Below are 20,018 nucleotides of genomic sequence, written 5' to 3' on the forward strand. Positions count from 1 at the left end.
ATTCATCCCGATATCGGCCGGTGTTCGCCTGCCCGTCGGTCAGTGATGGAAATGCGACCCCGTCCCCTCCCGCGGCATCGGTGCCTCCAGGTTGTCGAGGAACGCGATCTCACTCTCGATGTCGCGCAATAGTGCGTTGGCGAGGTCGTGACTCAGCCCGGCGCGGACGACGATGCGCTGCAAGATCATGTCCGCGAGATCATCGGCCATCGGGTACGCGGGGACGAGCCACCCTTTCATGCGCAGGCGATCTGACAGGTCGAACAGGGTCCACTTGTTCGTGTAGCCCTTCTTGAGCTTCCACGCGAACACCGGGATGGTGTCGCCTTTGCTCACCAGATCGAACGGCCCCATCCCGCCGATGCGCGCCGAGAGATACTGCGCCACATCGAGTGAGCCCTGCTGGACCTGACGGTAGCCCTCGCGGCCGAGTCGCAGGAAGTTGTAGTACTGCAACAGGACCTGCGCTCCGGGCCGCGAGAAGTTGAGCGCCAGGGTCGGCATGTCGCCGCCGAGGTAGCTGCAGTGGAAGATCATGCTCTCCGGAAGTGCCTCGGTGTCCCGCCAGATGATCCAGCCCAGGCCCGGGTAGACCAGGCCGTACTTGTGGCCCGAGGTGTTGATGGACACCACGCGCGGCACCCGGAAGTCCCACTCGAGATCGGGCTGGCAGAAGGGCGCGATCATTGCGCCGGACGCGCCGTCGACGTGGATCTTGACGTCGAGTCCGGTCTTCTCCTGGATCTCGTCGAGCTTCTCGGAGATCTCCTTGACCGGCTCGTAGAGCCCGTTGTACGTGACGCCCAGGATGGCGACCACACCGATGGTGTTCTCGTCGACGTACTTCTCGAGCTCGTGCCCGTCGAAGACGAAATGTTCCTCGTTGACCGGCACCCACCGCGGCTCCACCTCGAAGTAGTTCAGGAACTTCTCCCAGCACACCTGAACGGCGGTGGACAGCACCAAGTTGGGCGTCTCGATCGACTTGCCCTCGGCCTTGCGTCGCGCCTGCCAGTGTCGCTTGAGCGCCAGACCGCCGAGCATCGCCGCCTCCGACGACCCGATCGTCGACGTCCCGATCGCATTCTCGACATCGGGAACATGCCATAGGTCGGCGATGATCCTCCAACACCGGTCCTCGATCGCCGCCGTCTGCGGGTACTCGTCCTTGTCGATCATGTTCTTGTCGTAGGTCTCGGCGTAGAGCTTGCGCGCCTCGTCGTCCATCCATGTCGACACGAAGGTGGCGAGGTTCAGGCGCGCGTTGCCGTCGAGCATGGCCTCGTCGTGCACGATCTGGTAGGCGGTCTCGGGCAGACTCATGCCGTCCGGGATGGTGAACTTCGGCAGCTCGGTGGACTCCCCCGGCCGGACGAACACCGGATTGAGACTGAGTGTCTCGCCGATGTTGGTCGTATGACGGGCGTTGGTGTGCACTCGATCTGCCATGGCTACTCCTGCGAGTCAGAGGGTGTCGACCGGTCGATCCTGGTTTCGCAGTATTTATCGTGCATGCTCGCTCGCACCCATGACCCGCGAACACACCGATATCATCCGATATGGACCATCTGCGGGCCGTGCCCGACCTCAGACGATCTGCAGCAGCACGGTGTCGTTGACGCCGACGTCGACCTTGAGTTCGCCCTTGGCGGCCTGATATCGACGACCCGTCCAGGCGTCGACCGCGGTGACGGTGTCGTCGCCGGAGAGTCCCAGGCTCGTCAGCGACACCGACATGGTGCGCGAGTGGTCGTCTCGGTTGGTCATCGACACGACGAGTCCTTTGTCGCCGATCGCGCGGGTCCAGACCTCCTTGTCGTCGCCGACCGGTGCGCCCGCACTGACCCGATGATCCTGGTCGATGTCGATGATCGCCCGGTTGCGAAGCAACGCGAGGGTCTGCGGGGACATGCGGGTGAGGTCGTTGCCGGCGATCAGCGGCGCGGCCATCATCGCCCACATCGACAACTGGGTGCGCTGTTGTGCCATCGTGAGTCCCGGGCGGCTGTCGACCCCGACGACGAGCATGTCGGGATCGTTGAACGATCCGGCGCGCACCCGGGATGCCAGCGGCGCGACGGCGTCCACGATCTCGACGATGCCCTGGGAGCCCGAGGGATCCGCGTTCGTCGACCATGCCGCGGTGATGTCGTTGGTGACCCGGGTCATGGTGGCCACCCCGCCCCAGTCGAACTCGGTGCCGGGCACCGAACCGCTCACGCCGCTGTTGGGGTTGATGCTGTAGACCATCGGACGCCCGGCGTCCCTGATGGCGTCACGCATCGCCGTGAACGACTCGACCTGCCGATCGTGATCGGAATCGCCCGAGCACCAGTCGTATTTCAGATAGTCCACCTGCCAGGCGGCGAACGTCTGGGCATCGGTGGCCTCGTGCCCCTTGCTCCCGGTGGCACCGGGATAATTGCCGAGGAATTGCGCGCAGGTCTTGTCGCTCGCGCCGGAGTAGAGACCGAACTGCAATCCGCGATCATGGAGGTACCTGCCGAGGGCGGCCATGCCGGAGGGGAATCGCCGCGGATCCGCCTGCAGGGTACCGTCGTCGGCACGTTGATCGGCGGCCCAGCAGTCGTCGACGATCACGTAGCGGTAGCCCGCGTCACGCAACCCGGTCGAGACCAGGGCATCGGCCTGCTCACGGATGATCTTCTCGGTGATATTGCACCCGAAGGTGTTCCAGCTGTTCCAGCCCATCGGCGGCGTGGGCGGCAGACCCTCGATCGCGGTGCCTTCTCCCCCGATCCGCGCCTCGGGATCGGGGGTACAGGCAGCGATGGCGAACAGGGTCGCCGCGGCGAGCACTGCGCCGAGGAGCCGTCTGCGAGGTCGTGATCTGCGCACCCGATCACATGCCCTTGACGCGCCGGCCAATCTCTCGGGCGACCTCACGCTGAGCGGTGCGGCGGGCGATGTCCTGACGCTTGTCATGCGCCTGCTTGCCGCGGGCGAGCGCCAACTCCACCTTCACCTTGCCGTCGTTGAAGTACATCGACAACGGCACCAGGGTGAGGTTGCCGTCGCGGATCTTGCCGATGAGATTGTCGATCTCGCGCCGGTGCATCAACAGTTTCCGGTTGCGCCGGGGCGCGTGGTTCGTCCAAGAGCCACTGCCGTACTCGGGGATGTGCAACGCGCGCAGCCAGATCTCGCCGTCGTCGACGGTCGCGAACGAGTCGGCAAGAGAAGCCTTGCCCTCGCGCAGACTCTTGACCTCGGTGCCCACCAACGCGATACCGGCTTCGTAGGTGTCGAGGATGGCGTAGTTGTGCCGCGCCTTGCGGTTGGTCGCGATCACCGATCGCCCCTTCTGCTTGGCCATGCACACACCTCCTCGTCCACCTCGGTCCCGGATCGTCCCGGGTGACCCACCATCATCGTCATTCCCGGACGTACACCCGAAGCGTCACATATGCCGTGACACCTGACAACAGAATTCCGCCGAGGAGCAGGAACGGCGACACGAACAAGACGTCGGAGACCCCGATCCGGGCCAGGATGTTCACACCGTACAGATCGCGCAATGCGTTGTCGAAGAAGAACACCTTCGCGGCGAACAGCCCGGCGATCGCCAGGAAGGCGCCGATGATCGCGGCGACGACGGCCTCGAGCAGGAACGGCAACTGCGTGTACCACCGGGTGGCGCCGACAAGTCTCATGATCGACACCTCCGTCCGTCGGGTGAAGGCCGCGATCTGGACGGTGTTCACGATCAGCAGGATCGCCGCGAGCGCGAGCACCAACGCGACCGCGAACGCGGCGTTGCGGGTGCCGTCGAGGACACTGAAGATGCGCTTCACGAGTTCTCGTTGATCGAGCGCGCCGTCGACACCGAGATCCTTGCGGTCCTTGAACTCGTCGAGGACCGCCCCGAACTGATCCGGATCGGACATCCGTACCTTGAGCGAGGCCGGGATGGTGCCCTCGCGGATGTTGTCGGCGATGTCGGGGTTGTCTTTGAAGGTCTGTTTGGCCGCCTCGAACGCTTCCTTCCGGTCGATGAACGTCACCGAGCCGACCCCGGGATGGTTCTCGATCTCGGTGCGCAGCACCGAACACGGCGCCTGCTGACAGTTCGGGTCGGCGTCGGAGACCGAGTCGTTGATGAAGAACTGCATCTCGACGCGGTCGAGGAAGATCTTCTGGCTCTTGTCGGCCATCTGGATCACGAGCAGACCGCCGCCGAACATGCCCAACGTGATCGCCGTCGTGAGGATCATCGCGATCGTCATGGTCACATTGCGGCGCAGGCCGTTGAGGACCTCGCTGATGATGAAGTTCACTCGCATGGGTGGGTGCGCTTCCTAGAAGTCGAGTGCGAAGGAGTCGGGTGCGGGCCGTCGGCCGGGACCGTGATCAGCCGATGCCGTAGACGCCTTGCGGGTCGTTGCGGACGAGGCGACCGTTGTCGAACTCGAGAACCCGACGGCGCATCGCGTCGACGATGTGACGGTCGTGGGTGGCCATGACGACGGTCGTGCCGCGGCGGTTCACCCGGTCGAGGACGTCGACGATCTCCTCACTGGTCTCCGGGTCCAGGTTTCCGGTGGGCTCGTCGGCCAGCAGGAGCAACGGCCGGTTGACGATGGCCCGCGCGATGGCCACACGTTGCATCTCGCCACCGGACAACTCGTAGGGCATCCGGTCGGCCTTGCCGGCCAGCCCGACATAGTCGAGCACCTCCGGGACGACCCGCCGGATCGTCGACGGCGACTTGCCGATGACCTCCAGCGCGAACGCGACGTTGTCCGACACCGACTTCTGCTGCAGCAGCCGGAAGTCCTGGAACACACAGCCGATCGACTGCCGCAGCTTCGGCACCATCCGGCCGCTCAGCGTGTTGACGTGGAAGTCACCCACGTAGACCTGCCCGGACGTGGGCTTGTCCTCCTTCAGCAGCAGACGGAAGAAGGTCGACTTGCCCGAGCCGGACGGTCCGATGAGGAACGCGAACTCGCCCTTGTCGACCTCGAGGGAGAGATCGGACAGGGCCGGTCGGCTGGAAGCCTTGTACTTCATCGTGACGTTCTCCAGCGTGATCACGAGAAGCCAGTGTAACCACGGCGCCTGAGACATCCGCTCAGGTACAAAGCCGCATGTCGCGGCGGTCAGCGGGTGGGGACAGGCGACGTCGTCTGCGTTCCGCCGAAGTTCGGCAACGGCACGCCCGGCAGACCCGGGATGGTGGCGGTCGTGGTCGTCGTGGTCTGTCGACCGGTCCCCTGTGTGCCGCTCTCATCCTCCTCGGCGCCACCCGTCTGATCGAGGTCCTGACTCGTCGACGACGAGGTCTCGGTGGTCGTGGTCGAACTCGACCACGAGGTCGTCGGCGGTTCGGTCGTCGTCGTCGGCGTCTGCGTCGTGCGGACCGGGGCCGGTGGTGGGGCGACCACGCCGTACCGCTGCGATGTGTAGCCGTAGAGGATTATCGAGGCGAGGAATATCGCGACGAGGATCGCGGTGCTGGTCCGGATCCGGGTCTTGTAGATGTGCCGCCACTCGCGATGCCGAGGCATCTGCTGTTCCGCGGTGGGCTGTGCTCCGGTCGTCGGCTGCGGTCCGGTCGTCGGACGGTTCGTGGGGATCGGCTGGGTCGTGGGTTCGTCGTCGGCCATCACTCATCACCGTCCCGGGCGCCCTGGTCGGCCAACGTGGCCGGCGGTCCACCACCGGCCTGCGCATCGCGGCCCGGCGCCACCGTGATCCCCTCGCGCGCCAGCGCACGAACGATCGAGATACGCAGGGCGCGACTGACCTCGAACTGCTTGCCGGGCAGAGTTCGCGCCACCATGCGGACGGTGACCGAGTCCAGCTCGAGGTCGATGACCCCGAGCGGTGACGGAGCGTCGAGCAGGAGATCGTGCCATCGGGGCTTCTCGAAGAAGTCGGTGCCGACCCGATCGAGGGTCTCGTTGACGAGCCCGATGTCCGCCTCGGCGGGCACCGGGACGTCGACCACCGCGCGCGCCCAGTCCTTGGACAGGTTGGTGGCCTTGACGATCTGACCGTTCGGCACAGTGATCACCTCACCGTCACCGGTCCGCAGCTTGGTCATGCGCAAGGTGACGTCCTCGACGGTGCCCTCGGCCAGGCCGTTGCCGGTCACGGTCAGGCTGACCACGTCCCCGTATCCGTACTGACGTTCGGCGACGACGAAGAACCCGGCGAGCACGTCCTGGACCACGCGTTGCGCGCCGAAACCGAGGGCGGCACCGATGACCGCGCCCGGACCGGTCAGACCGGTGATGGGTACACCGAGGATGCCGAGCATGCGGATGATCACGATGATCGCGACCACCACGATCAGCGTCCAGGCCACCACATCGACGAGGGCACGGCGATGCTTGGCGTCCTCGGTCTGGACGATCAAGTCGCTGTTGTGGAACTGGGACTCGACACGGGAGGCGTACTTCTCGGCACCCCAGCGGATGAACCGGATGACCAGCAGCCCGCCGAGGATCCAGATGAGGATCTCCAGACCGTTGGTGGCCATCCACACGTAGAAGCGACCCAGCACCGCCTCGGTCGCACCGTCCCGGAAGGCGAGTGTCGACGCGTCATGCATCGGCATCGGCCATTCGCCAACGGATGCCGGCCTCGATGAACTTGTCGATGTCGCCGTCGAGGATCGCGCTCGGGTTGTTGTCCTCGACGTTGGTGCGCAGGTCCTTGACCATCTGATACGGGTGCAGCACGTAGGACCGCATCTGGTTTCCCCAGCTCGATCCGCCGTCGCCCTTCAGCGCGTCGAGCTCGGCCCGCTCCTCCTGGCGCTTGCGCTCGAGCAGCTTGGCCTGCAGGACGCGCATCGCCGACGCCTTGTTCTGCAACTGGCTCTTCTCGTTCTGGCAGGTCACGACGATCCCCGTCGGGATGTGGGTCAGCCGGACCGCGGAGTCGGTGGTGTTGACCGACTGACCGCCCGGGCCCGAGGACCGGTAGACGTCGACCTTGACGTCGTTCTCGTCGACGTCGATGTGGTCGGTGGTCTCGACCACGGGCAGCACCTCCACCTCGGCGAACGAGGTCTGGCGTCGCCCCTGGTTGTCGAACGGGCTGATCCGCACGAGTCGATGCGTGCCCTGCTCGACCGACAGGGTGCCGTACATGTAGGGCGCCTTCACCGTGAAGGTGGCGCTCTTGATACCGGCTTCCTCGGCATAGGACGTGTCGTAGACCTCGACACCGTAGTTGTGCTTCTCGGCCCATCGGATGTACATCCGCATCAGCATCTGCGCCCAGTCGGCGGCGTCGACACCGCCGGCACCGGACCGGATGTTGACCAGCGCGTCACGCGAGTCGTACTCGCCCGCGAGCATGGTCTTGACCTCCATGGCCTCGACGTCGGTCCGCAGGGACTCCCGCTCGGCGTCGGCATCGGCCAGCGCGGCGGTGCGGTCGTCGCCCTCCTCGGCCTCGGCCAGCTCGTAGTGCACCGGCAGGTCGTCCAGGCGCTGGCGGAGTTCGCTGACCTTACGGAACTCCGACTGCGCATGCGACAGCTCGCTCGTCACCCGCTGTGCGTGCTCCTGATCGTTCCAGAGGTCCGGATCGGACGCCTGCATCTCCAGTTCGTCGATACGACGACGCAACTCGTCGAGGTCGAGCACCTTCTCGACCGTGGTCAAGGTGGTGCCGATGGATTCGAGATCTGCGGTTACGTCGGGATGCACGGTGTTCAAGACTACCGCCGCGAAACGGACCGGGTGTGCGCCTGTCCGGGCGCACGGGGTCGGCCCGGGTCAGGCGGGCGGCACCGGCCCCGGCGGTATCGTCGGATCGACGGGCGGCAGCTCTCCGAAGCGCCATGTCGAGGTCGCCTTGCCGGGCTTGTAGACCACCGGCAGGTCGCCGCCGACCTGCGGCCACGGGTCGTTCTCGCCGAGCACGAGAGTGCCGTACACCTCTGCGGGGTTGGTCTGCGGCCCGACGATGGTGCCGGAGATCGTGCAGAACCGCTCCCCCTTGGTGTCCCCCTGGTCGGGGCGGTCGCTGACACCGGTGATCGTGAAGGTGCCCTGCACGAACGCCGACGCGCGTGCACCGTCGAGGGCCCGGGGGTTGCGCCCGCGCTGCCACTGCACGACGAGCGCGACGACGAGCGCAGCCAAGATCACGGTGAACGCCACGGCAAGCCACATGACGGTCAGCCTACCGGTCCGGTCCGGACATACCGGGCCTGACACCGCCGCCGGAAAGGCGAGGATCGGGCCGGCCCGCAGCCGACGGGCGCTAACCTACCCGCATGCCACACGACCACGGGCCGACGGAGTTCTCCGACGATCTCGAACTCGCGCTCTCCCTCGCCGATTCGGCGGACGCGTTGACCATGCAACGATTCGGCGCCGTCGACCTCCGGGTCGACGACAAGCCGGATCTGACCCCGGTCTCCGACGCCGACCTTGCCTGCGAAACCATGGTGCGCCAACGACTTTCCGCGCGGAGGGTCGACGATGCGGTCCTCGGCGAGGAGTTCGGCGGCGACGTCGCGCTGACCGGTCGCCAGTGGGTTGTCGATCCGATCGACGGCACCAAGAACTTCGTGCGAGGAGTCCCGGTGTGGGCCACACTCATCGCGCTGCTGGTCGATGGCGTGCCACGGGTCGGCGTCGTGTCGGCACCGGCGCTCCGACGCCGATGGTGGGCCGCCGAGGGCCTCGGCGCGTTCTCGACGTTCGACGGCGAGGAGATGCCGCGCCGCCTGTCCGTCTCCGGGGTCTCCGACGTCGCGTCGGCCAGCCTGGCCTTTTCCAGCCTGTCCGGCTGGAAGGAGCGCGGCATCCGAGACGACTTCATCGCGCTGACCGACGCTGTCTGGCGGGTCCGCGGCTATGGCGACTTCTACAACTACTGCCTGGTGGCCGAGGGCGCGGTCGACATCGCCGCCGAACCGGAGGTCTCGCTGTGGGATCTCGCCGCACTCGACATCCTCGTCCGCGAGGCCGGCGGCCGGTTCACCGGCCTCGACGGCACCGAGGGTCCCGGCGCCGGCAGCGCCGTCGCGACCAATGGCCGCCTCCACCCGGTCACCCTGGGCGCCCTCGGCACCGCGGCGTCGCGGCACTGAGGACATCGCCGACCCGGGGCGATCCTGTCCGTTCGGGGGGTTCTGTGCGCGACCGTCGACGCCCATCGTCGTAGTCGGGGCCGAGCGCGGGCAGCGACAAAGGAGTGGCGCCATGGGCATTTCCCGCACTCACCCACGTGGCCGTGACGGTGACCGACCTCGAGTCCAGCACTCGCTGGTACACAGCACTTTCGACGCCGGTGCTCGACGGGGATGAGGAATCGGGCACCTTCCACCACACCGTCTTCGCGCTCGACGGCGGGATGCTCTTCGGCCTGCACACGCATTCCACCGCGGGCCCCGACGACACGTTCGACGAGCGTCGCACCGGGCTCGACCACATCGCTTTCACGGTCGGCCGGGACGAGTTCGAGGGCTGGACACGCACACTCGACGACCTCGGCATCGCCCACAGCGGGATCAAGCACGCGCACCATGGATCACGCGCACCATGGATCCGGCATCTCGTTCCGCGACCCCGACAACATCGCCCTCGAGTTCTTCATCGCCCTCGAGTTCTTCGCGCCGCCGGCCTGACGTCGCCCCTCACCCAGCACCATCGCGACTTCGACGTCGACCTGGGTGATCAGACCTCGGTGGCCGATTCCTTCTCCGGCACCACCAATTCGGTGGTCGGCGTCTTCATGTCCGACAACCGGCCGTAGTGGATGCCGGTGCCGGCGTCGGACAGGATCGCCTGGTGGATCGGCACCGCGATCCGCGGTGACATGGCGCGGAGGTAGTCGACCGATTCGCTCAGCTTCATCCAGGGCGCCGCCGACGGCAGCGCCAGCACGTCGATCTTCTCGAACGGGATGTAGAACGAGTCGCCGGGATGCATGAAGCGTCCGGTCATCGACTTGGTGTCCAGGACGTACGCGACGTTGTCGATCACCGGGATCTCGGGATGGATGACCGCGTGTCGCCCGCCGGTGAATCGTGCTGTCACCGTACCGATCTGGGCATGCGATCCGGCGTTCGCCGTCGTCCACGGTCCGGCGACGTCGTCTCCGTTGAGTTGCGCCGCCGTCTGCGGATCGGCGTAACGCACGGCATCGGGGTTGGCGGCGACCAGGTCCGGCAGCCGCTCGGAGTCGCAGTGGTCGGGATGCTGATGGGTGATGAGGATGGCGTCGAGGCCGGTGACACCCTCGAAGCCATGTGAGAAGTTGCCCGGGTCGAACAAGATCCTGGTGCCGTCGATCTCCACCAGGACGCACGAGTGACCGAAGTGTGTGATCTGCATACGTCCCACTCTGCTCCCCCGGACCGCCGACGTCACGTCAGACGCGACGTCTCGTGTCGCATCAGATGATCGACGGGAAGACGCCCCAGCCGGCGGCGGCGTCGATCGCCCGCACGATGCCGTAGCCGAACCAGGCGACGAGGACGGCCAGTCCCACGGGATTCGCCACCGCGAGCCGCACTCGCCGGAGGATCGGACGACCCGTGAGCACCTCGACGACCGCGCAGACGGTGACGATGATGGCCGCGATCAGGAACAGCGGACCGAAGGCGTTGAAGGTGAACGACGCCCCGAGGTCACCGTGGGCGAGAGCCACCCAACTGCGGGTGAGCCCGCACGCCGGACACGGCAGTCCGGTCATCCGGGCGAACGGGCACAGCTCCGGTCCGTTCGTGACGGCCGCGGGCGGGAGCGCCACAGCGGCGACGACCGCCGCGACCCCGACACCGCCCACCGCGAGTGCGTTCTTCCGACCGTCCGTACCGGCACGGGATGCAGTGGTGGATGATGTCTCCGACACCGGGGCCACCTCGCGATCTGCAGTCACCGGACCAGCCTAGATCGTCGCGCTCGGCAGCTACGTCCGCCGAGTGCGTGACAAGCTCCTTACCGGATAGTAAGGTCTGTTCTTACTACCGAGTAAGATCGAGTCATCGCTCACGACGACGTGACCCGAACCGCCCGAGAAACAGCTGGTGATCATGACTTCACAGACCGAGTCGCGGCACACCGAACCGCGCGACACCTCCGCCGTCGGCCGCAACCCGCACCCCCGGAACTTCATCGGCGCCGCGATGCGCGTGCTGACCACCGTGACGGGCTCCGAGTTCGCCGAGAAGTACAAGATCCGTGAACCGATCAACCGGATCGCCTACCAGGGCACCAAGACCGGTTTCCAGACGCTGGGCGCCGCGAACCGTGCGTTCAAGGCCGCGCAGGGAGGCGGATCCGGTCAGGCCAAGCGGCTGACGACTGCACCGAAGGACTATTTCAACCTCCACCCGGACGACGAGCAGCAGATGATCTCCGAGACGGTGAAGGAATTCGCCGTCGAGATCCTGCGGCCGGCCGCCTACGACGCCGACCACGCGGCCGCGACGCCCGAGGACATCCTCAAGCGTTCCGCGGAACTCGGCATCACCATGATCAACGTGCCCGAGACCTTCGACGGCGCGGCCACCGAACGCGGTGTGGTCACCAATGCGCTCGTCGCCGAGGCGATGGCCTACGGGGACATGGGACTTGCCCTCCCCTTGCTCGCGCCCAGCGGTGTCGCGACCACGCTGACGAACTTCGGCACCGATGAGCAGCAGCGCACCTACTTGCCGGACTTCGCCGGCGAGGACGTGCCGCAGTCGGCCGTCGTCATCGCCGAACCCAAACCACTGTTCGACGCCTTCGACCTGGCCACCAAGGCCACCCGCGTGCCCAGCGGCTACCGGCTCAACGGGGTGAAGTCCTTCGTGCCGGCCGCCGGGTCGTCGGAACTCTTCATCGTCGGCGCCCAGCTCGACGGACGTCCGGCCCTGTTCATCGTGGAGTCCGACACCAAGGGCCTGATCGTCGAGGCCGACCCGGGCATGGGCGTGCGCGCCGCCGGCATGGGACGCCTGCTGCTGCAGGACGTCGCGGTGCCGTCGTCGGCGCTGCTCGGCGGAACCGAGGGCGACTCGGCCACTGTCGCCTACCGCGATGTCGTCCGACTGTCGCGACTGGGTTGGTCGGCGCTGGCCGCCGGCACCGCCAAGGCCGTCCTCGACTACGTGATCCCCTACGTGAACGAGCGCGAGGCGTTCGGCGAGCCGATCTCCAACCGTCAAGCGGTGGCCTTCATGGTCGCCACCATCGCCACCGAGGTGGACTCCATCCGCCTGGTGACGCTGCGCGGCGCAGCTCGTGCCGAGCAGGGACTGTCGTTCGCCCGCGAGGCGGCCCTGGCCCGCAAGCTGACCATCGACAAGGGTCTGCAGATCGGTCTGGACGGGGTGCAGCTCCTCGGCGGACACGGCTTCACCAAGGAGCACCCGGTCGAGCGCTGGTATCGCGATCTGCGCGGCGCCGGCATCGGCGAAGGCATCGTCGTCCTGTAGGCGACCAGACCATCACGGGCGAATAGGACCAGGAACAGACCATGAGCATCAATCTCGAGCTCCCCAAGAAGCTCAACATCACCATCGACCAGGCGCACCAGGCAGCGGCCGAGATCTTCCGCCCGATCTCCCGCAAGTACGACCTACGCGAGCACGACTACCCGGTCGAGCTCGACACCCTGGCCAGCCTCTACGACGGACTCGCCGAGGCAGGACAGGCAGGCGCCGGCGCCGACGGTGGGCGCAGCCAACAGAAGTCGGACAAGCCCCGGCCCGAGGGCGCCGTGGCCAACGGCGGCAACATGCAGTCGGTGATCAACACGATGGAGACCTCGTGGGGCGACGTCGGCCTGATGCTGACGATCCCCTACCAGGGACTCGGCAACGCGGCGATCGCGGCGGTGGCCACCGACGACCAGCTGAAGCGTTTCGGCAAGGTGTGGGCCGCCATGGCGATCACCGAGCCGAGCTTCGGGTCGGACTCGGCCGCCGTGTCGACGACCGCGACCCTCGACGGGGACGAGTACGTTCTCAACGGCGAGAAGATCTTCGTCACCGCCGGGTCGCGGGCCACCCACATCGTCGTCTGGGCATCGGTCGACAAGAGTCTGGGCCGTGCTGCGATCAAGAGCTTCGTCGTCCCGCGGGAGCATCCGGGCGTCGAGGTGGTGCGACTCGAGCACAAGCTCGGCATCCGGGTGTCCGACACCGCGGTCATCCGATTCGAGAACTGCCGCATCCCCAAGGACAACCTGCTGGGCTCGCCCGAGGTCGACACCAAGAAGGGCTTCGGCGGGGTCATGCAGACCTTCGACAACACGCGGCCGATGGTCGCGGGTATGGCTGTCGGCGTGGCGCGCGCGGCGCTCGAGGAGTTGCGCCGCATCCTCGACGAGGCAGGCATCGAGATCGACTACGACCGTCCGGCGGCCGACCAGCATGCCGCCGCAGCCGAATTCATCCGGATGGAGGCCGATTTCGAGGCCTCTTATCTGCACACGATGCGCGCGGCGTGGATGGCCGACAACAAAGAGCCGAACTCACTCGAGGCGTCGATGTCGAAGGCCAAGGCCGGGCGCACGGGCACCGACATCACCAACAAGGTCGTCGAACTGACCGGCACACTGGGCTATTCGGAACGTCTGCTCGTGGAGAAGTGGGCGCGCGATTCGAAGATCCTCGACATCTTCGAGGGCACGCAGCAGATCCAGCAGCTGATCATCGCGCGGCGGGTGCTGAACAAGAACAGCGCCGAGCTGAAGTAGTCTCCGCCACACCCCCCCTCTCACAGACGTAGCGGGAGTCGTCGCCATGCGACGATTCCCGCTACGTCTGTGGTCACACCAGGCCGGCTGGCAATTCAGTCTCATCGGGAACCAACAAGAGCGGTGTCCGTCGATGTCCGATCATTTGTCGGGCGACGGACTGCCCGGCTATCGCGTCGAAATACGACACGAGTCCTCCTCTGGGACTTCCGATCACCACCATCAGTGCCCGGTAACGACTCGCGACGATGGCGAGCAGCTCAGCCGGATCGCCGTGACCGCTGTGATAGGTCCATGATGCCGCCAACTCGTCGAGCAGGTCACGAGCTTCTGCCACCTCAGCGGTGATCGAGTTGCGCAGTTGCTCTCCCAGTCCGGGGTGTCCGGGTCGATCGGCGCATCGTCGAGATCGACGATGTGCACGACGTGGACATGCGCGGTCAGGCGATGCGCGAGTTCGACCGCGAACCGTACTGCACTGCCGCAGTGCTCGCCGGTCGACGATCCCACCCCACGACGAGGGCGGCCATCGATTCGCGGGTCGGGGCGGGGCCGTCCAGCCTCCGGCGCAACGGAGGTGGCTCACCATCCGAGCGATCTGCCGTGTGCGCCATCCGCTCACCACCTTCCAGTTCGATGTCGTCATCCGATTGATGCCAGGGCCAGTCCCGCGACGCACCCGACGACGCTGCCGACGAGCGACGCGATGGGGTACACGAGGGACTTGGCTCCTTGTCGCCCTTCAACGAGCCGCACCGACTCGAAACTCGCTGTGCTGAACGTGGTGTACCCGCCGCAGAATCCCGTACCGATGACTACTTTGAGTTCGTCCGGCGCCGAGTGGAAGATGACCAGCCCGGCGATCGCCCCGAGCAGGAGCGAGCCCGTCACATTGATCACCAACGTCGCCCACGGGAATCGTGCCGGCCGTCGGTGTTTGACCGCACCATCGACGACGAACCGTGCGACCGCGCCCACAGCACCGGCGACCATCACCAGGAGAATCGTCATGTCACCGCACCAGATCGCCTCAGCAGTCGACCCGCGAGCGCGATACCTGCCCACGCTGACGCCATTCCACAGACGACACTGACCGCCGCATACGCGATGGCGATCGGTATCGCGCCGTCACGACCGAGAAGGGACACTTCGAGCGCGAAGGTGCTGTATGTGGTGAAGGCACCACAGATCCCGGTACCGATCAGGAGGCGTACTCGCTGCCGCCACCCATCGTCGTCGCCCAGTAAGGTTAGGCCCTCGAGTAGGACTCCGAGCAGGAATGCACCAGACACATTGATGACGAAGGTCGCCCACGGCCACCCACCGCTCGCAGTCGGCCAGGCTTCCTCGATCACATAACGGAGACCCGTACCGATGGCACCCCCGCCCAACACCCAGATCAATGCTGCCGGCCGGAGATGCAGCGGACGGGGCGGTGTGTCCGGGTCGAGGGGCAGTTCGGGATGGTCGTCGTCTGGCAACGACCGTCTGGTGCCGTGATCACCAGGCATGTCTCACTCCCTTCCGTTGCACGGAACAGGAGCCATCAGCCGTGTCGGCGGTTCGGCCCGCTCACTGATGCATAGGGCCAGGCGGAGATCCATCACCTTCGGACACTCTAACCGATCTGCGCTCCTCGGTCAGGTGACGATCACGAACAGCACGATCAGGTACACCGGCACGATCACATCGAAGAAGAAGATCGGACCGGCATTGCCGGGCGCGAAGTTCCGGCGCACCACCATCTCCCGCACGTGGCCGATGGCCGCGCCCAGGTAGAAGACGGCGAACGCGATGATCGTCGCGAGCGCGAAGTCGTCGCCGAACCCACTGGCGATCACGCCCAGCACGCCCGTGGCGAGGCTGGCCAGACCTACCTCCCACTGCCACGGCGTCCGTGCCGGCCACCCGATCGACTCGGCAATCGGCGCGCCGAAGAACATGTGACCGCAGCCGGTCATCCATCCCTGGATGCCGATCATCCACAGGATCGAGTTCTCCAGCAGATCCCGTCCGAGATGGCCGCCCGGCACCGCTGCGTCGATCACCGTGGACACGACGGTACCGGCGAGTCCGATGAAGGGGATCAGCCGGATGGACAGGCGCAGCACACGATCCGCCCCGGTCGCCGGAGACATCGAGTCGGACACCGGGTCACCCGCCGAGCTGCTTGGCCAGGTCGCTCAGCACATCCGGATCCTCGATGGTCGAGGGCACCGTGTACTCCTCGTGATCGGCAATCTGCCGCATGGCCTTTCGTAGGATCTTGCCCGAACGTGTCTTGGGGAGGGCGGGAACGACGGTCACGTCGCGGAACGTGGCCACGGCGCCGATCTCGTCACGCACCATCCGCACCAGCTCGTCGCGCAGGGTGTCGGCGCCGATCTCCACGCCCGCCTTGAGCACCACATACCCGCTGGGTCGCTGCCCCTTCAGGTCATCGTGGATGCCGATGACCGCGCACTCCGCGACCGCCGGATGCGATGCGACGACGGCCTCGATGCTGCCCGTCGACAGTCGGTGTCCGGCAACGTTGATCACGTCGTCGGAGCGGCCGAGCACGAAGATGTAGCCGTCGGCGTCGATGTATCCGGAGTCGCCGGTCAGGTAGTAGCCGTCGAAGGCCGACAGATAGGACTTGCGGAATCGCTCCTCATCACGCCAGAGACCGGCGAGAGTGCCCGGCGGCAAGGGCAATTCGATGACGATGCTGCCCTCCTCCCCCGCCGGGAGCGGTGAGCCCTCGGCGTCGACCACCCCCACCCGATACCCCGGAACCGGCACGGTGGGCGATCCTGCCTTGATCGGCATCTCCTCCAGACCACGCAGATTCGCTGCGATCGCCCAGCCGGTCTCGGTCTGCCACCAGTGATCGACGACCGGCACGCCGAGAACTGCGCTCGCCCACTCGAAGGTGTCCGGATCGAGCCGCTCGCCCGCGGCGAACAACGCGCGCAGGCAGGAGGTGTCGTACTTCGCGAGTTCTCCAGCCTCCGGGTCCGTCTTGCGGATGGCCCGGATCGCCGTGGGTGCGGTGAACAGCGCACTGACCCGATGGTCGGCGATCACCCGCCAGAACGCTCCGGCGTCAGGAGTACCGACCGGCTTCCCCTCGTACATCACCGTCGTCGCGCCGATCAGCAACGGGGCGTACACGATGTAGGAGTGGCCGACGACCCAGCCGACGTCCGACGCGGTCCACCACACGTCGCCCGGGGAGATGCCATAGATGTTGCCCATGGACCAGCTGAGCGCGACGGCGTGACCACCGTTGTCGCGCACCACACCCTTCGGCTTCCCGGTGGTGCCGGACGTGTACAGGATGTAGAGCGGATCGGTGGCCGAGACCGTTGCCGGTCCCGCGGGTTCGGCCTTCGCCATCTCGGTGTCCCAGTCGGACCAGCCGTCGTGATCGCCTGCTCCCCCGGCGATCTCGGGCCGGTCCTTGACGATGACGATCGATGGTGGCACCTGTGTGAGCTCGAGCGCCCGCGACACGATCGGCAGGTACTCGACGGTGCGTCCCGGCTCGAGTCCACCCGAGGCCGTCACGACGGCAGCCGGCTCGGCGTCGTCGATCCGGGTGGCCAACTCCGGCGCGGCGAAGCCGCCGAACACCACCGAGTGCACGGCGCCGATCCGCGCGCAGGCCAGCATCGCGATCGCCGCCTCCGGGATCATCGGCATGTAGATGATGACCCGATCACCGGTGCCGATCCCGCGGGCGGTCAGGACCCCGGCGAATCGCGACACCTCGTCCAGCAGTTCCCGGTATGTGTAGGTCCGGGTCTGACCCACCATCGCCGAGTCCCAGATCAGGGCCGTGCGGTCTCCGTGTCCGGCCTCCACGTGCCGGTCGAGCGCGTTGTAGGAGGTGTTCAGCATGCCGTCGGGGAACCAGCGGTAGAACGGTGCCGCGCTGTCGTCGAGGGCTCGGGTCGGCGGTGCCACCCAGTCGATGGCTCCGGCGGCGTCGAGCCAGAACGTCTCGCGATCATCACGTGCCTGCGCAAAAGCATCGCCGTATCGGCCCATCGTCTACGCCCATCCCTCTCGCTCGCCGCCCGTGCATCCGCATCCGCGGTCCATGTTCGCTTCGAGGTTAACGATGTGACCGTTGCCACGGCGTTGCTTCGGCCGCGGCAGGCGTCGACTCAGTCGAGATACTTCTCGACGACCTCGGCGGGACGCACCGACGCATCGTCTGGATCGGCCCCCGCGTCGCGTCGACCCTGTCGCTGCCGGAGTAGATCCCAGCACTGGTCCAGGGAGACCTCGAGCTCCTGGAGTCGGTTGTTCTCCTCGGCCCGGGTGATCTCACCGCGGCCGAACTTCTCGCGGAGTTCGTGCTCTTCGGAGATCAGTTCGGTGATGTGCTTGTGGATGGACTTGTCCGTGGCCATGTCTCCCACGGTAGTCCGCGAAGGACAGGCGAGCCCGCGAACGGGTCCGAAGATCGATCGGCCGTGCTCTTACCTCGACTGACTTCAGTCTTCCCGCTCAGTACAACCACTTCCGGAACTCGGTCTCCTCGAAGGCCTTCTCCAGTTCGGCCTCGTCGAGTTCGGGCAGCACGGCCTTCGTGATCTTCGCGGTGCTGGGCAGTGCATCCGGTGTCCAGGTGTCCGGTCGCCACAGGTCCGATCGCAGGAACGCCTTGGAGCAGTGGAAGAAGACCTCCTCGACCTCCACCTCCAGTGCAAGGATCGGGCGCTGACCCTTCACCGCGAGATCGTCGAAATAGTCGGCGTCGTCGACGATCCGTGCGGCGCCGTTGATCCGGAGCGTGTCGCCCCGTCCGGGGATCACCGCGATGGTCCCGACGTGCGGGTTCTCCAGCACGTTCAGGTACCCGTCGACGCGCTTGTTCCCCGGACGTTCCGGGATGGCGATGTGTCGGTCGTCGATGACGTGCACGACCTTGCCCGCGGGGTCGCCCTTCGGGGAGACGTCGAGCCGCCCGCCGGCGTCGGAGGTGGCGAGAAAGACCATCGGACACGCAGTCAGCCAGGCGATGTGCACGCGGTGCAACGACGGACGCACCTTCTCCACGACGGTCGGATGAGGGTGGCCGACGATCTCACGCAACTGTTCCGGGGTCGTGATATCCACACCACCATGGTGGCATCACCAGTGACATGAACGGCAACGGCCCGTCGACCCCGCCAACCGACGCCGTTTGCCTGCGGTGAGGCCGGGTATCCGCAAGCCATGAGCACAATGTCCAAGGCCCTGTACAAGCCGCTGTCGATCGCCACGAGCGTGCTCGGTGGCGTCGTCGCGGGCGCTGCCTTCGGTCAGGTCTGGAAACGGATCACCGACGACCGGGAGGTGCCCGATCCGAAGGATCTCCAGCACAGTACGGCGGAGGTCCTCGCCGGAGCCGCTCTGCAGGGCTTGATCTTCGGATTGGTCCGCGCGGCGATCGACCGGGCCGGGGCGAAGGGGTATCGGGCTGTGACACACGAGAACCCTCAGTGAACAACCGGCTCTGATCAGGGCGAACACCCTTGTAACGCGCCCACGCGGACTATCGTCGACCCATGGACCAGTCCGCCTTCTACGGGGTCGTCGCCGCGACGAACTTCACGCTTCTGGGTTTGTGGTGGGTCGCGATCAAGGACCGCGACGACCTGAACGGGTCCACCGGTCCCGGCCGGTCCATGGCCTACCTGGTCTCCCTGCAGTTCGTCATCCCGGCAGCGGTCTCGCTACTGGCCCAGGTCGCTCCCGACATCGCGGCGATCTGGCGCTTCGCCTTCGCGGTGGCGGGTTTCCTGGGTGCCATCGGGGTTGCGTTGCTGGCCAATCAGTTCGCCCGTCTGAGGGCGTCGACGGTCCTGCCGTGGGTCTTTGCCGTACTCGGGGTACCCCTCTACCTGGCAGTCGCGCTGGGCGCCGTCTGGCCGGGTTTGTCCGGGGCGCTCGGACTGGCTCTGACGCCCATCGAATTCGAGGGTCTGCTGATCTGCCTGATCGTGATCCTCGGGGTGCAGGAGGCGTGGTTCGTGACGATGACGCCGCGGCGCAACAGCGACGCGATCCACAACCCCGCGGAAAGCGAAAGGCCCTGACCGACTTGATGTTGCCGGTCAGGGCCCTTCCTCGTAGCGGGGACAGGATTTGAACCTGCGACCTCTGGGTTATGAGCCCAGCGAGCTACCGAGCTGCTCCACCCCGCGTTGGTGAACACCACGTTACACACACGCTCACGACGGATGCAAATCGCCTCCGATACCGCCGACGAGCTGCGAAAACAGGTGTGACCGCGGACACCTTCAGCAGCTGACGGCCATCACTTCTCGTGCACACCCATCAATGCCGCGAGCTGCTGG

General features: G+C 66.3%; 22 protein-coding genes, 1 tRNA gene, 2 pseudogenes and 1 riboswitch. Of the genes and pseudogenes, 6 read left to right on the forward strand and 19 right to left on the reverse strand.

The window, feature by feature from the left end:
- Window positions 1-39 precede the first annotated feature (39 nt).
- The 9 genes from gad to QSJ19_RS25000 all read right to left on the reverse strand — a co-directional run bounded on the left by gad (window position 40) and on the right by QSJ19_RS25000 (window position 8,156).
- On the reverse strand, window positions 40-1,449 hold the full coding sequence (gad, locus tag QSJ19_RS24960) for a glutamate decarboxylase (RefSeq protein ID WP_286323745.1): 1,410 nt from the start codon (window positions 1,447-1,449) through the stop codon (window positions 40-42).
- A gap of 138 nt (window positions 1,450-1,587) precedes the next feature.
- Complete coding sequence (locus QSJ19_RS24965) at window positions 1,588-2,820, reverse strand: glycoside hydrolase family 27 protein (RefSeq protein WP_286323770.1); 1,233 nt, start codon at window positions 2,818-2,820, stop codon at window positions 1,588-1,590.
- A gap of 43 nt (window positions 2,821-2,863) precedes the next feature.
- Window positions 2,864-3,337, reverse strand: coding sequence for an SsrA-binding protein SmpB (gene smpB / locus QSJ19_RS24970; RefSeq protein ID WP_286323747.1), 474 nt, complete (start codon window positions 3,335-3,337; stop codon window positions 2,864-2,866).
- 58 nt (window positions 3,338-3,395) lie between these two features.
- Window positions 3,396-4,304: a permease-like cell division protein FtsX gene (ftsX, locus tag QSJ19_RS24975; RefSeq protein ID WP_286323748.1), complete on the reverse strand. Its 909-nt coding sequence runs from the start codon at window positions 4,302-4,304 to the stop codon at window positions 3,396-3,398.
- A gap of 67 nt (window positions 4,305-4,371) precedes the next feature.
- On the reverse strand, window positions 4,372-5,058 hold the full coding sequence (ftsE, locus tag QSJ19_RS24980) for a cell division ATP-binding protein FtsE (RefSeq protein ID WP_286323749.1): 687 nt from the start codon (window positions 5,056-5,058) through the stop codon (window positions 4,372-4,374).
- 65 nt (window positions 5,059-5,123) lie between these two features.
- Window positions 5,124-5,630 (reverse strand): Rv3103c transmembrane domain-containing protein, encoded by a 507-nt coding sequence (locus QSJ19_RS24985; RefSeq protein WP_286323750.1) that lies wholly within the window; start codon window positions 5,628-5,630, stop codon window positions 5,124-5,126.
- Complete coding sequence (locus tag QSJ19_RS24990) at window positions 5,630-6,586, reverse strand: mechanosensitive ion channel family protein (RefSeq protein ID WP_286323751.1); 957 nt, start codon at window positions 6,584-6,586, stop codon at window positions 5,630-5,632. The genes QSJ19_RS24985 and QSJ19_RS24990 overlap by 1 nt, the downstream gene beginning before the upstream one ends.
- Complete coding sequence (gene prfB, locus QSJ19_RS24995) at window positions 6,573-7,688, reverse strand: peptide chain release factor 2 (RefSeq protein WP_286323752.1); 1,116 nt, start codon at window positions 7,686-7,688, stop codon at window positions 6,573-6,575. The genes QSJ19_RS24990 and prfB overlap by 14 nt, the downstream gene beginning before the upstream one ends.
- 69 nt (window positions 7,689-7,757) lie before the next feature.
- A complete protein-coding gene (locus tag QSJ19_RS25000) occupies window positions 7,758-8,156 on the reverse strand; it encodes a hypothetical protein (protein WP_286323754.1) in 399 nt (132 codons plus the stop codon).
- A gap of 104 nt (window positions 8,157-8,260) precedes the next feature.
- Between QSJ19_RS25000 and QSJ19_RS25005 the strand changes: the two genes are divergently transcribed.
- Window positions 8,261-9,082, forward strand: a complete 822-nt coding sequence (locus QSJ19_RS25005) for an inositol monophosphatase family protein (RefSeq protein ID WP_286323755.1) — start codon at window positions 8,261-8,263, stop codon at window positions 9,080-9,082.
- Between the two features lie 104 nt (window positions 9,083-9,186).
- A pseudogene (locus tag QSJ19_RS25010) lies at window positions 9,187-9,619 on the forward strand (VOC family protein).
- A 49-nt stretch (window positions 9,620-9,668) separates the two neighbouring features.
- Here the strand turns inward: QSJ19_RS25010 and QSJ19_RS25015 are convergent.
- Both QSJ19_RS25015 and QSJ19_RS25020 read right to left on the reverse strand, forming a co-directional pair.
- Window positions 9,669-10,328, reverse strand: coding sequence for an MBL fold metallo-hydrolase (locus QSJ19_RS25015; RefSeq protein WP_286323756.1), 660 nt, complete (start codon window positions 10,326-10,328; stop codon window positions 9,669-9,671).
- Window positions 10,329-10,389: 61 nt separating this feature from the next.
- On the reverse strand, window positions 10,390-10,875 hold the full coding sequence (locus QSJ19_RS25020; RefSeq protein WP_286323757.1) for a DUF2752 domain-containing protein: 486 nt from the start codon (window positions 10,873-10,875) through the stop codon (window positions 10,390-10,392).
- Between the two features lie 154 nt (window positions 10,876-11,029).
- Between QSJ19_RS25020 and QSJ19_RS25025 the strand changes: the two genes are divergently transcribed.
- Window positions 11,030-12,418, forward strand: a complete 1,389-nt coding sequence (locus QSJ19_RS25025) for an acyl-CoA dehydrogenase family protein (protein WP_502876343.1) — start codon at window positions 11,030-11,032, stop codon at window positions 12,416-12,418.
- A gap of 41 nt (window positions 12,419-12,459) precedes the next feature.
- Window positions 12,460-13,683 (forward strand): acyl-CoA dehydrogenase family protein, encoded by a 1,224-nt coding sequence (locus tag QSJ19_RS25030; RefSeq protein WP_286323759.1) that lies wholly within the window; start codon window positions 12,460-12,462, stop codon window positions 13,681-13,683.
- A gap of 73 nt (window positions 13,684-13,756) precedes the next feature.
- On the opposite strand, the pseudogene QSJ19_RS26890 reads toward QSJ19_RS25030, so the two are convergent.
- The 7 genes and pseudogenes from QSJ19_RS26890 to QSJ19_RS25070 all read right to left on the reverse strand — a co-directional run bounded on the left by QSJ19_RS26890 (window position 13,757) and on the right by QSJ19_RS25070 (window position 18,795).
- Window positions 13,757-14,213 (reverse strand): annotated as a pseudogene (locus QSJ19_RS26890) (universal stress protein).
- Between the two features lie 112 nt (window positions 14,214-14,325).
- Entirely contained in the window at window positions 14,326-14,694 is a 369-nt protein-coding gene (crcB, locus tag QSJ19_RS25045) for a fluoride efflux transporter CrcB (RefSeq protein WP_286323762.1), read from the reverse strand.
- Window positions 14,691-15,194 carry a fluoride efflux transporter FluC gene (locus QSJ19_RS25050; RefSeq protein ID WP_286323763.1) on the reverse strand — a complete coding sequence of 168 codons (504 nt, stop codon included), beginning with the start codon at window positions 15,192-15,194 and terminating at the stop codon, window positions 14,691-14,693. The genes crcB and QSJ19_RS25050 overlap by 4 nt, the downstream gene beginning before the upstream one ends.
- Before the next feature lie 19 nt (window positions 15,195-15,213).
- A riboswitch (Fluoride riboswitch) is annotated at window positions 15,214-15,300 on the reverse strand.
- Window positions 15,301-15,323: 23 nt separating this feature from the next.
- Window positions 15,324-15,821: a DUF6790 family protein gene (locus QSJ19_RS25055; RefSeq protein ID WP_286323771.1), complete on the reverse strand. Its 498-nt coding sequence runs from the start codon at window positions 15,819-15,821 to the stop codon at window positions 15,324-15,326.
- 16 nt (window positions 15,822-15,837) lie between these two features.
- Window positions 15,838-17,718: a propionyl-CoA synthetase gene (locus tag QSJ19_RS25060; protein WP_286323764.1), complete on the reverse strand. Its 1,881-nt coding sequence runs from the start codon at window positions 17,716-17,718 to the stop codon at window positions 15,838-15,840.
- A 119-nt stretch (window positions 17,719-17,837) separates the two neighbouring features.
- Entirely contained in the window at window positions 17,838-18,086 is a 249-nt protein-coding gene (locus tag QSJ19_RS25065) for a DUF2630 family protein (protein ID WP_286323765.1), read from the reverse strand.
- A 97-nt stretch (window positions 18,087-18,183) separates the two neighbouring features.
- Window positions 18,184-18,795: a pyridoxamine 5'-phosphate oxidase family protein gene (locus QSJ19_RS25070; protein WP_286323767.1), complete on the reverse strand. Its 612-nt coding sequence runs from the start codon at window positions 18,793-18,795 to the stop codon at window positions 18,184-18,186.
- Window positions 18,796-18,894: 99 nt separating this feature from the next.
- Here QSJ19_RS25070 and QSJ19_RS25075 point away from each other — a divergent pair, with 99 nt between their 5' ends.
- Complete coding sequence (locus tag QSJ19_RS25075; RefSeq protein ID WP_286323768.1) at window positions 18,895-19,164, forward strand: DUF4235 domain-containing protein; 270 nt, start codon at window positions 18,895-18,897, stop codon at window positions 19,162-19,164.
- A gap of 62 nt (window positions 19,165-19,226) precedes the next feature.
- Window positions 19,227-19,757, forward strand: coding sequence for a hypothetical protein (locus QSJ19_RS25080; protein ID WP_286323769.1), 531 nt, complete (start codon window positions 19,227-19,229; stop codon window positions 19,755-19,757).
- Between the two features lie 34 nt (window positions 19,758-19,791).
- Here the strand turns inward: QSJ19_RS25080 and QSJ19_RS25085 are convergent.
- Window positions 19,792-19,865 (reverse strand) — tRNA-Met (locus QSJ19_RS25085).
- Between the last annotated feature and the right edge of the window lie 153 nt (window positions 19,866-20,018).

The sequence above is a fragment of the Gordonia sp. ABSL11-1 genome (assembly GCF_030315685.1).
Classification (GTDB): Bacteria; Actinomycetota; Actinomycetes; order Mycobacteriales; family Mycobacteriaceae; genus Gordonia.

Excerpts from the sequence above, each read along its gene's own strand:
- QSJ19_RS24990 (WP_286323751.1), bottom strand. The coding sequence starts at position 6,586 with ATGCCGATGCATGACGCGTCGACACTCGCCTTCCGGGACGGTGCGACC.
- QSJ19_RS25015 (WP_286323756.1), bottom strand. The coding sequence starts at position 10,328 with ATGCAGATCACACACTTCGGTCACTCGTGCGTCCTGGTGGAGATCGAC.
- QSJ19_RS25055 (WP_286323771.1), bottom strand. The coding sequence starts at position 15,821 with ATGTCTCCGGCGACCGGGGCGGATCGTGTGCTGCGCCTGTCCATCCGG.
- smpB (WP_286323747.1), bottom strand. The coding sequence starts at position 3,337 with ATGGCCAAGCAGAAGGGGCGATCGGTGATCGCGACCAACCGCAAGGCG.
- crcB (WP_286323762.1), bottom strand. The coding sequence starts at position 14,694 with ATGACGATTCTCCTGGTGATGGTCGCCGGTGCTGTGGGCGCGGTCGCA.
- QSJ19_RS25030 (WP_286323759.1), top strand. The coding sequence starts at position 12,460 with ATGAGCATCAATCTCGAGCTCCCCAAGAAGCTCAACATCACCATCGAC.
- QSJ19_RS25050 (WP_286323763.1), bottom strand. The coding sequence starts at position 15,194 with ATGCCTGGTGATCACGGCACCAGACGGTCGTTGCCAGACGACGACCAT.
- QSJ19_RS25000 (WP_286323754.1), bottom strand. The coding sequence starts at position 8,156 with ATGTGGCTTGCCGTGGCGTTCACCGTGATCTTGGCTGCGCTCGTCGTC.
- QSJ19_RS25005 (WP_286323755.1), top strand. The coding sequence starts at position 8,261 with ATGCCACACGACCACGGGCCGACGGAGTTCTCCGACGATCTCGAACTC.
- QSJ19_RS24985 (WP_286323750.1), bottom strand. The coding sequence starts at position 5,630 with ATGGCCGACGACGAACCCACGACCCAGCCGATCCCCACGAACCGTCCG.
- QSJ19_RS25060 (WP_286323764.1), bottom strand. The coding sequence starts at position 17,718 with ATGGGCCGATACGGCGATGCTTTTGCGCAGGCACGTGATGATCGCGAG.
- QSJ19_RS25075 (WP_286323768.1), top strand. The coding sequence starts at position 18,895 with ATGAGCACAATGTCCAAGGCCCTGTACAAGCCGCTGTCGATCGCCACG.
- QSJ19_RS25065 (WP_286323765.1), bottom strand. The coding sequence starts at position 18,086 with ATGGCCACGGACAAGTCCATCCACAAGCACATCACCGAACTGATCTCC.
- QSJ19_RS25025 (WP_502876343.1), top strand. The coding sequence starts at position 11,030 with ATGACTTCACAGACCGAGTCGCGGCACACCGAACCGCGCGACACCTCC.
- gad (WP_286323745.1), bottom strand. The coding sequence starts at position 1,449 with ATGGCAGATCGAGTGCACACCAACGCCCGTCATACGACCAACATCGGC.
- ftsX (WP_286323748.1), bottom strand. The coding sequence starts at position 4,304 with ATGCGAGTGAACTTCATCATCAGCGAGGTCCTCAACGGCCTGCGCCGC.
- QSJ19_RS25080 (WP_286323769.1), top strand. The coding sequence starts at position 19,227 with ATGGACCAGTCCGCCTTCTACGGGGTCGTCGCCGCGACGAACTTCACG.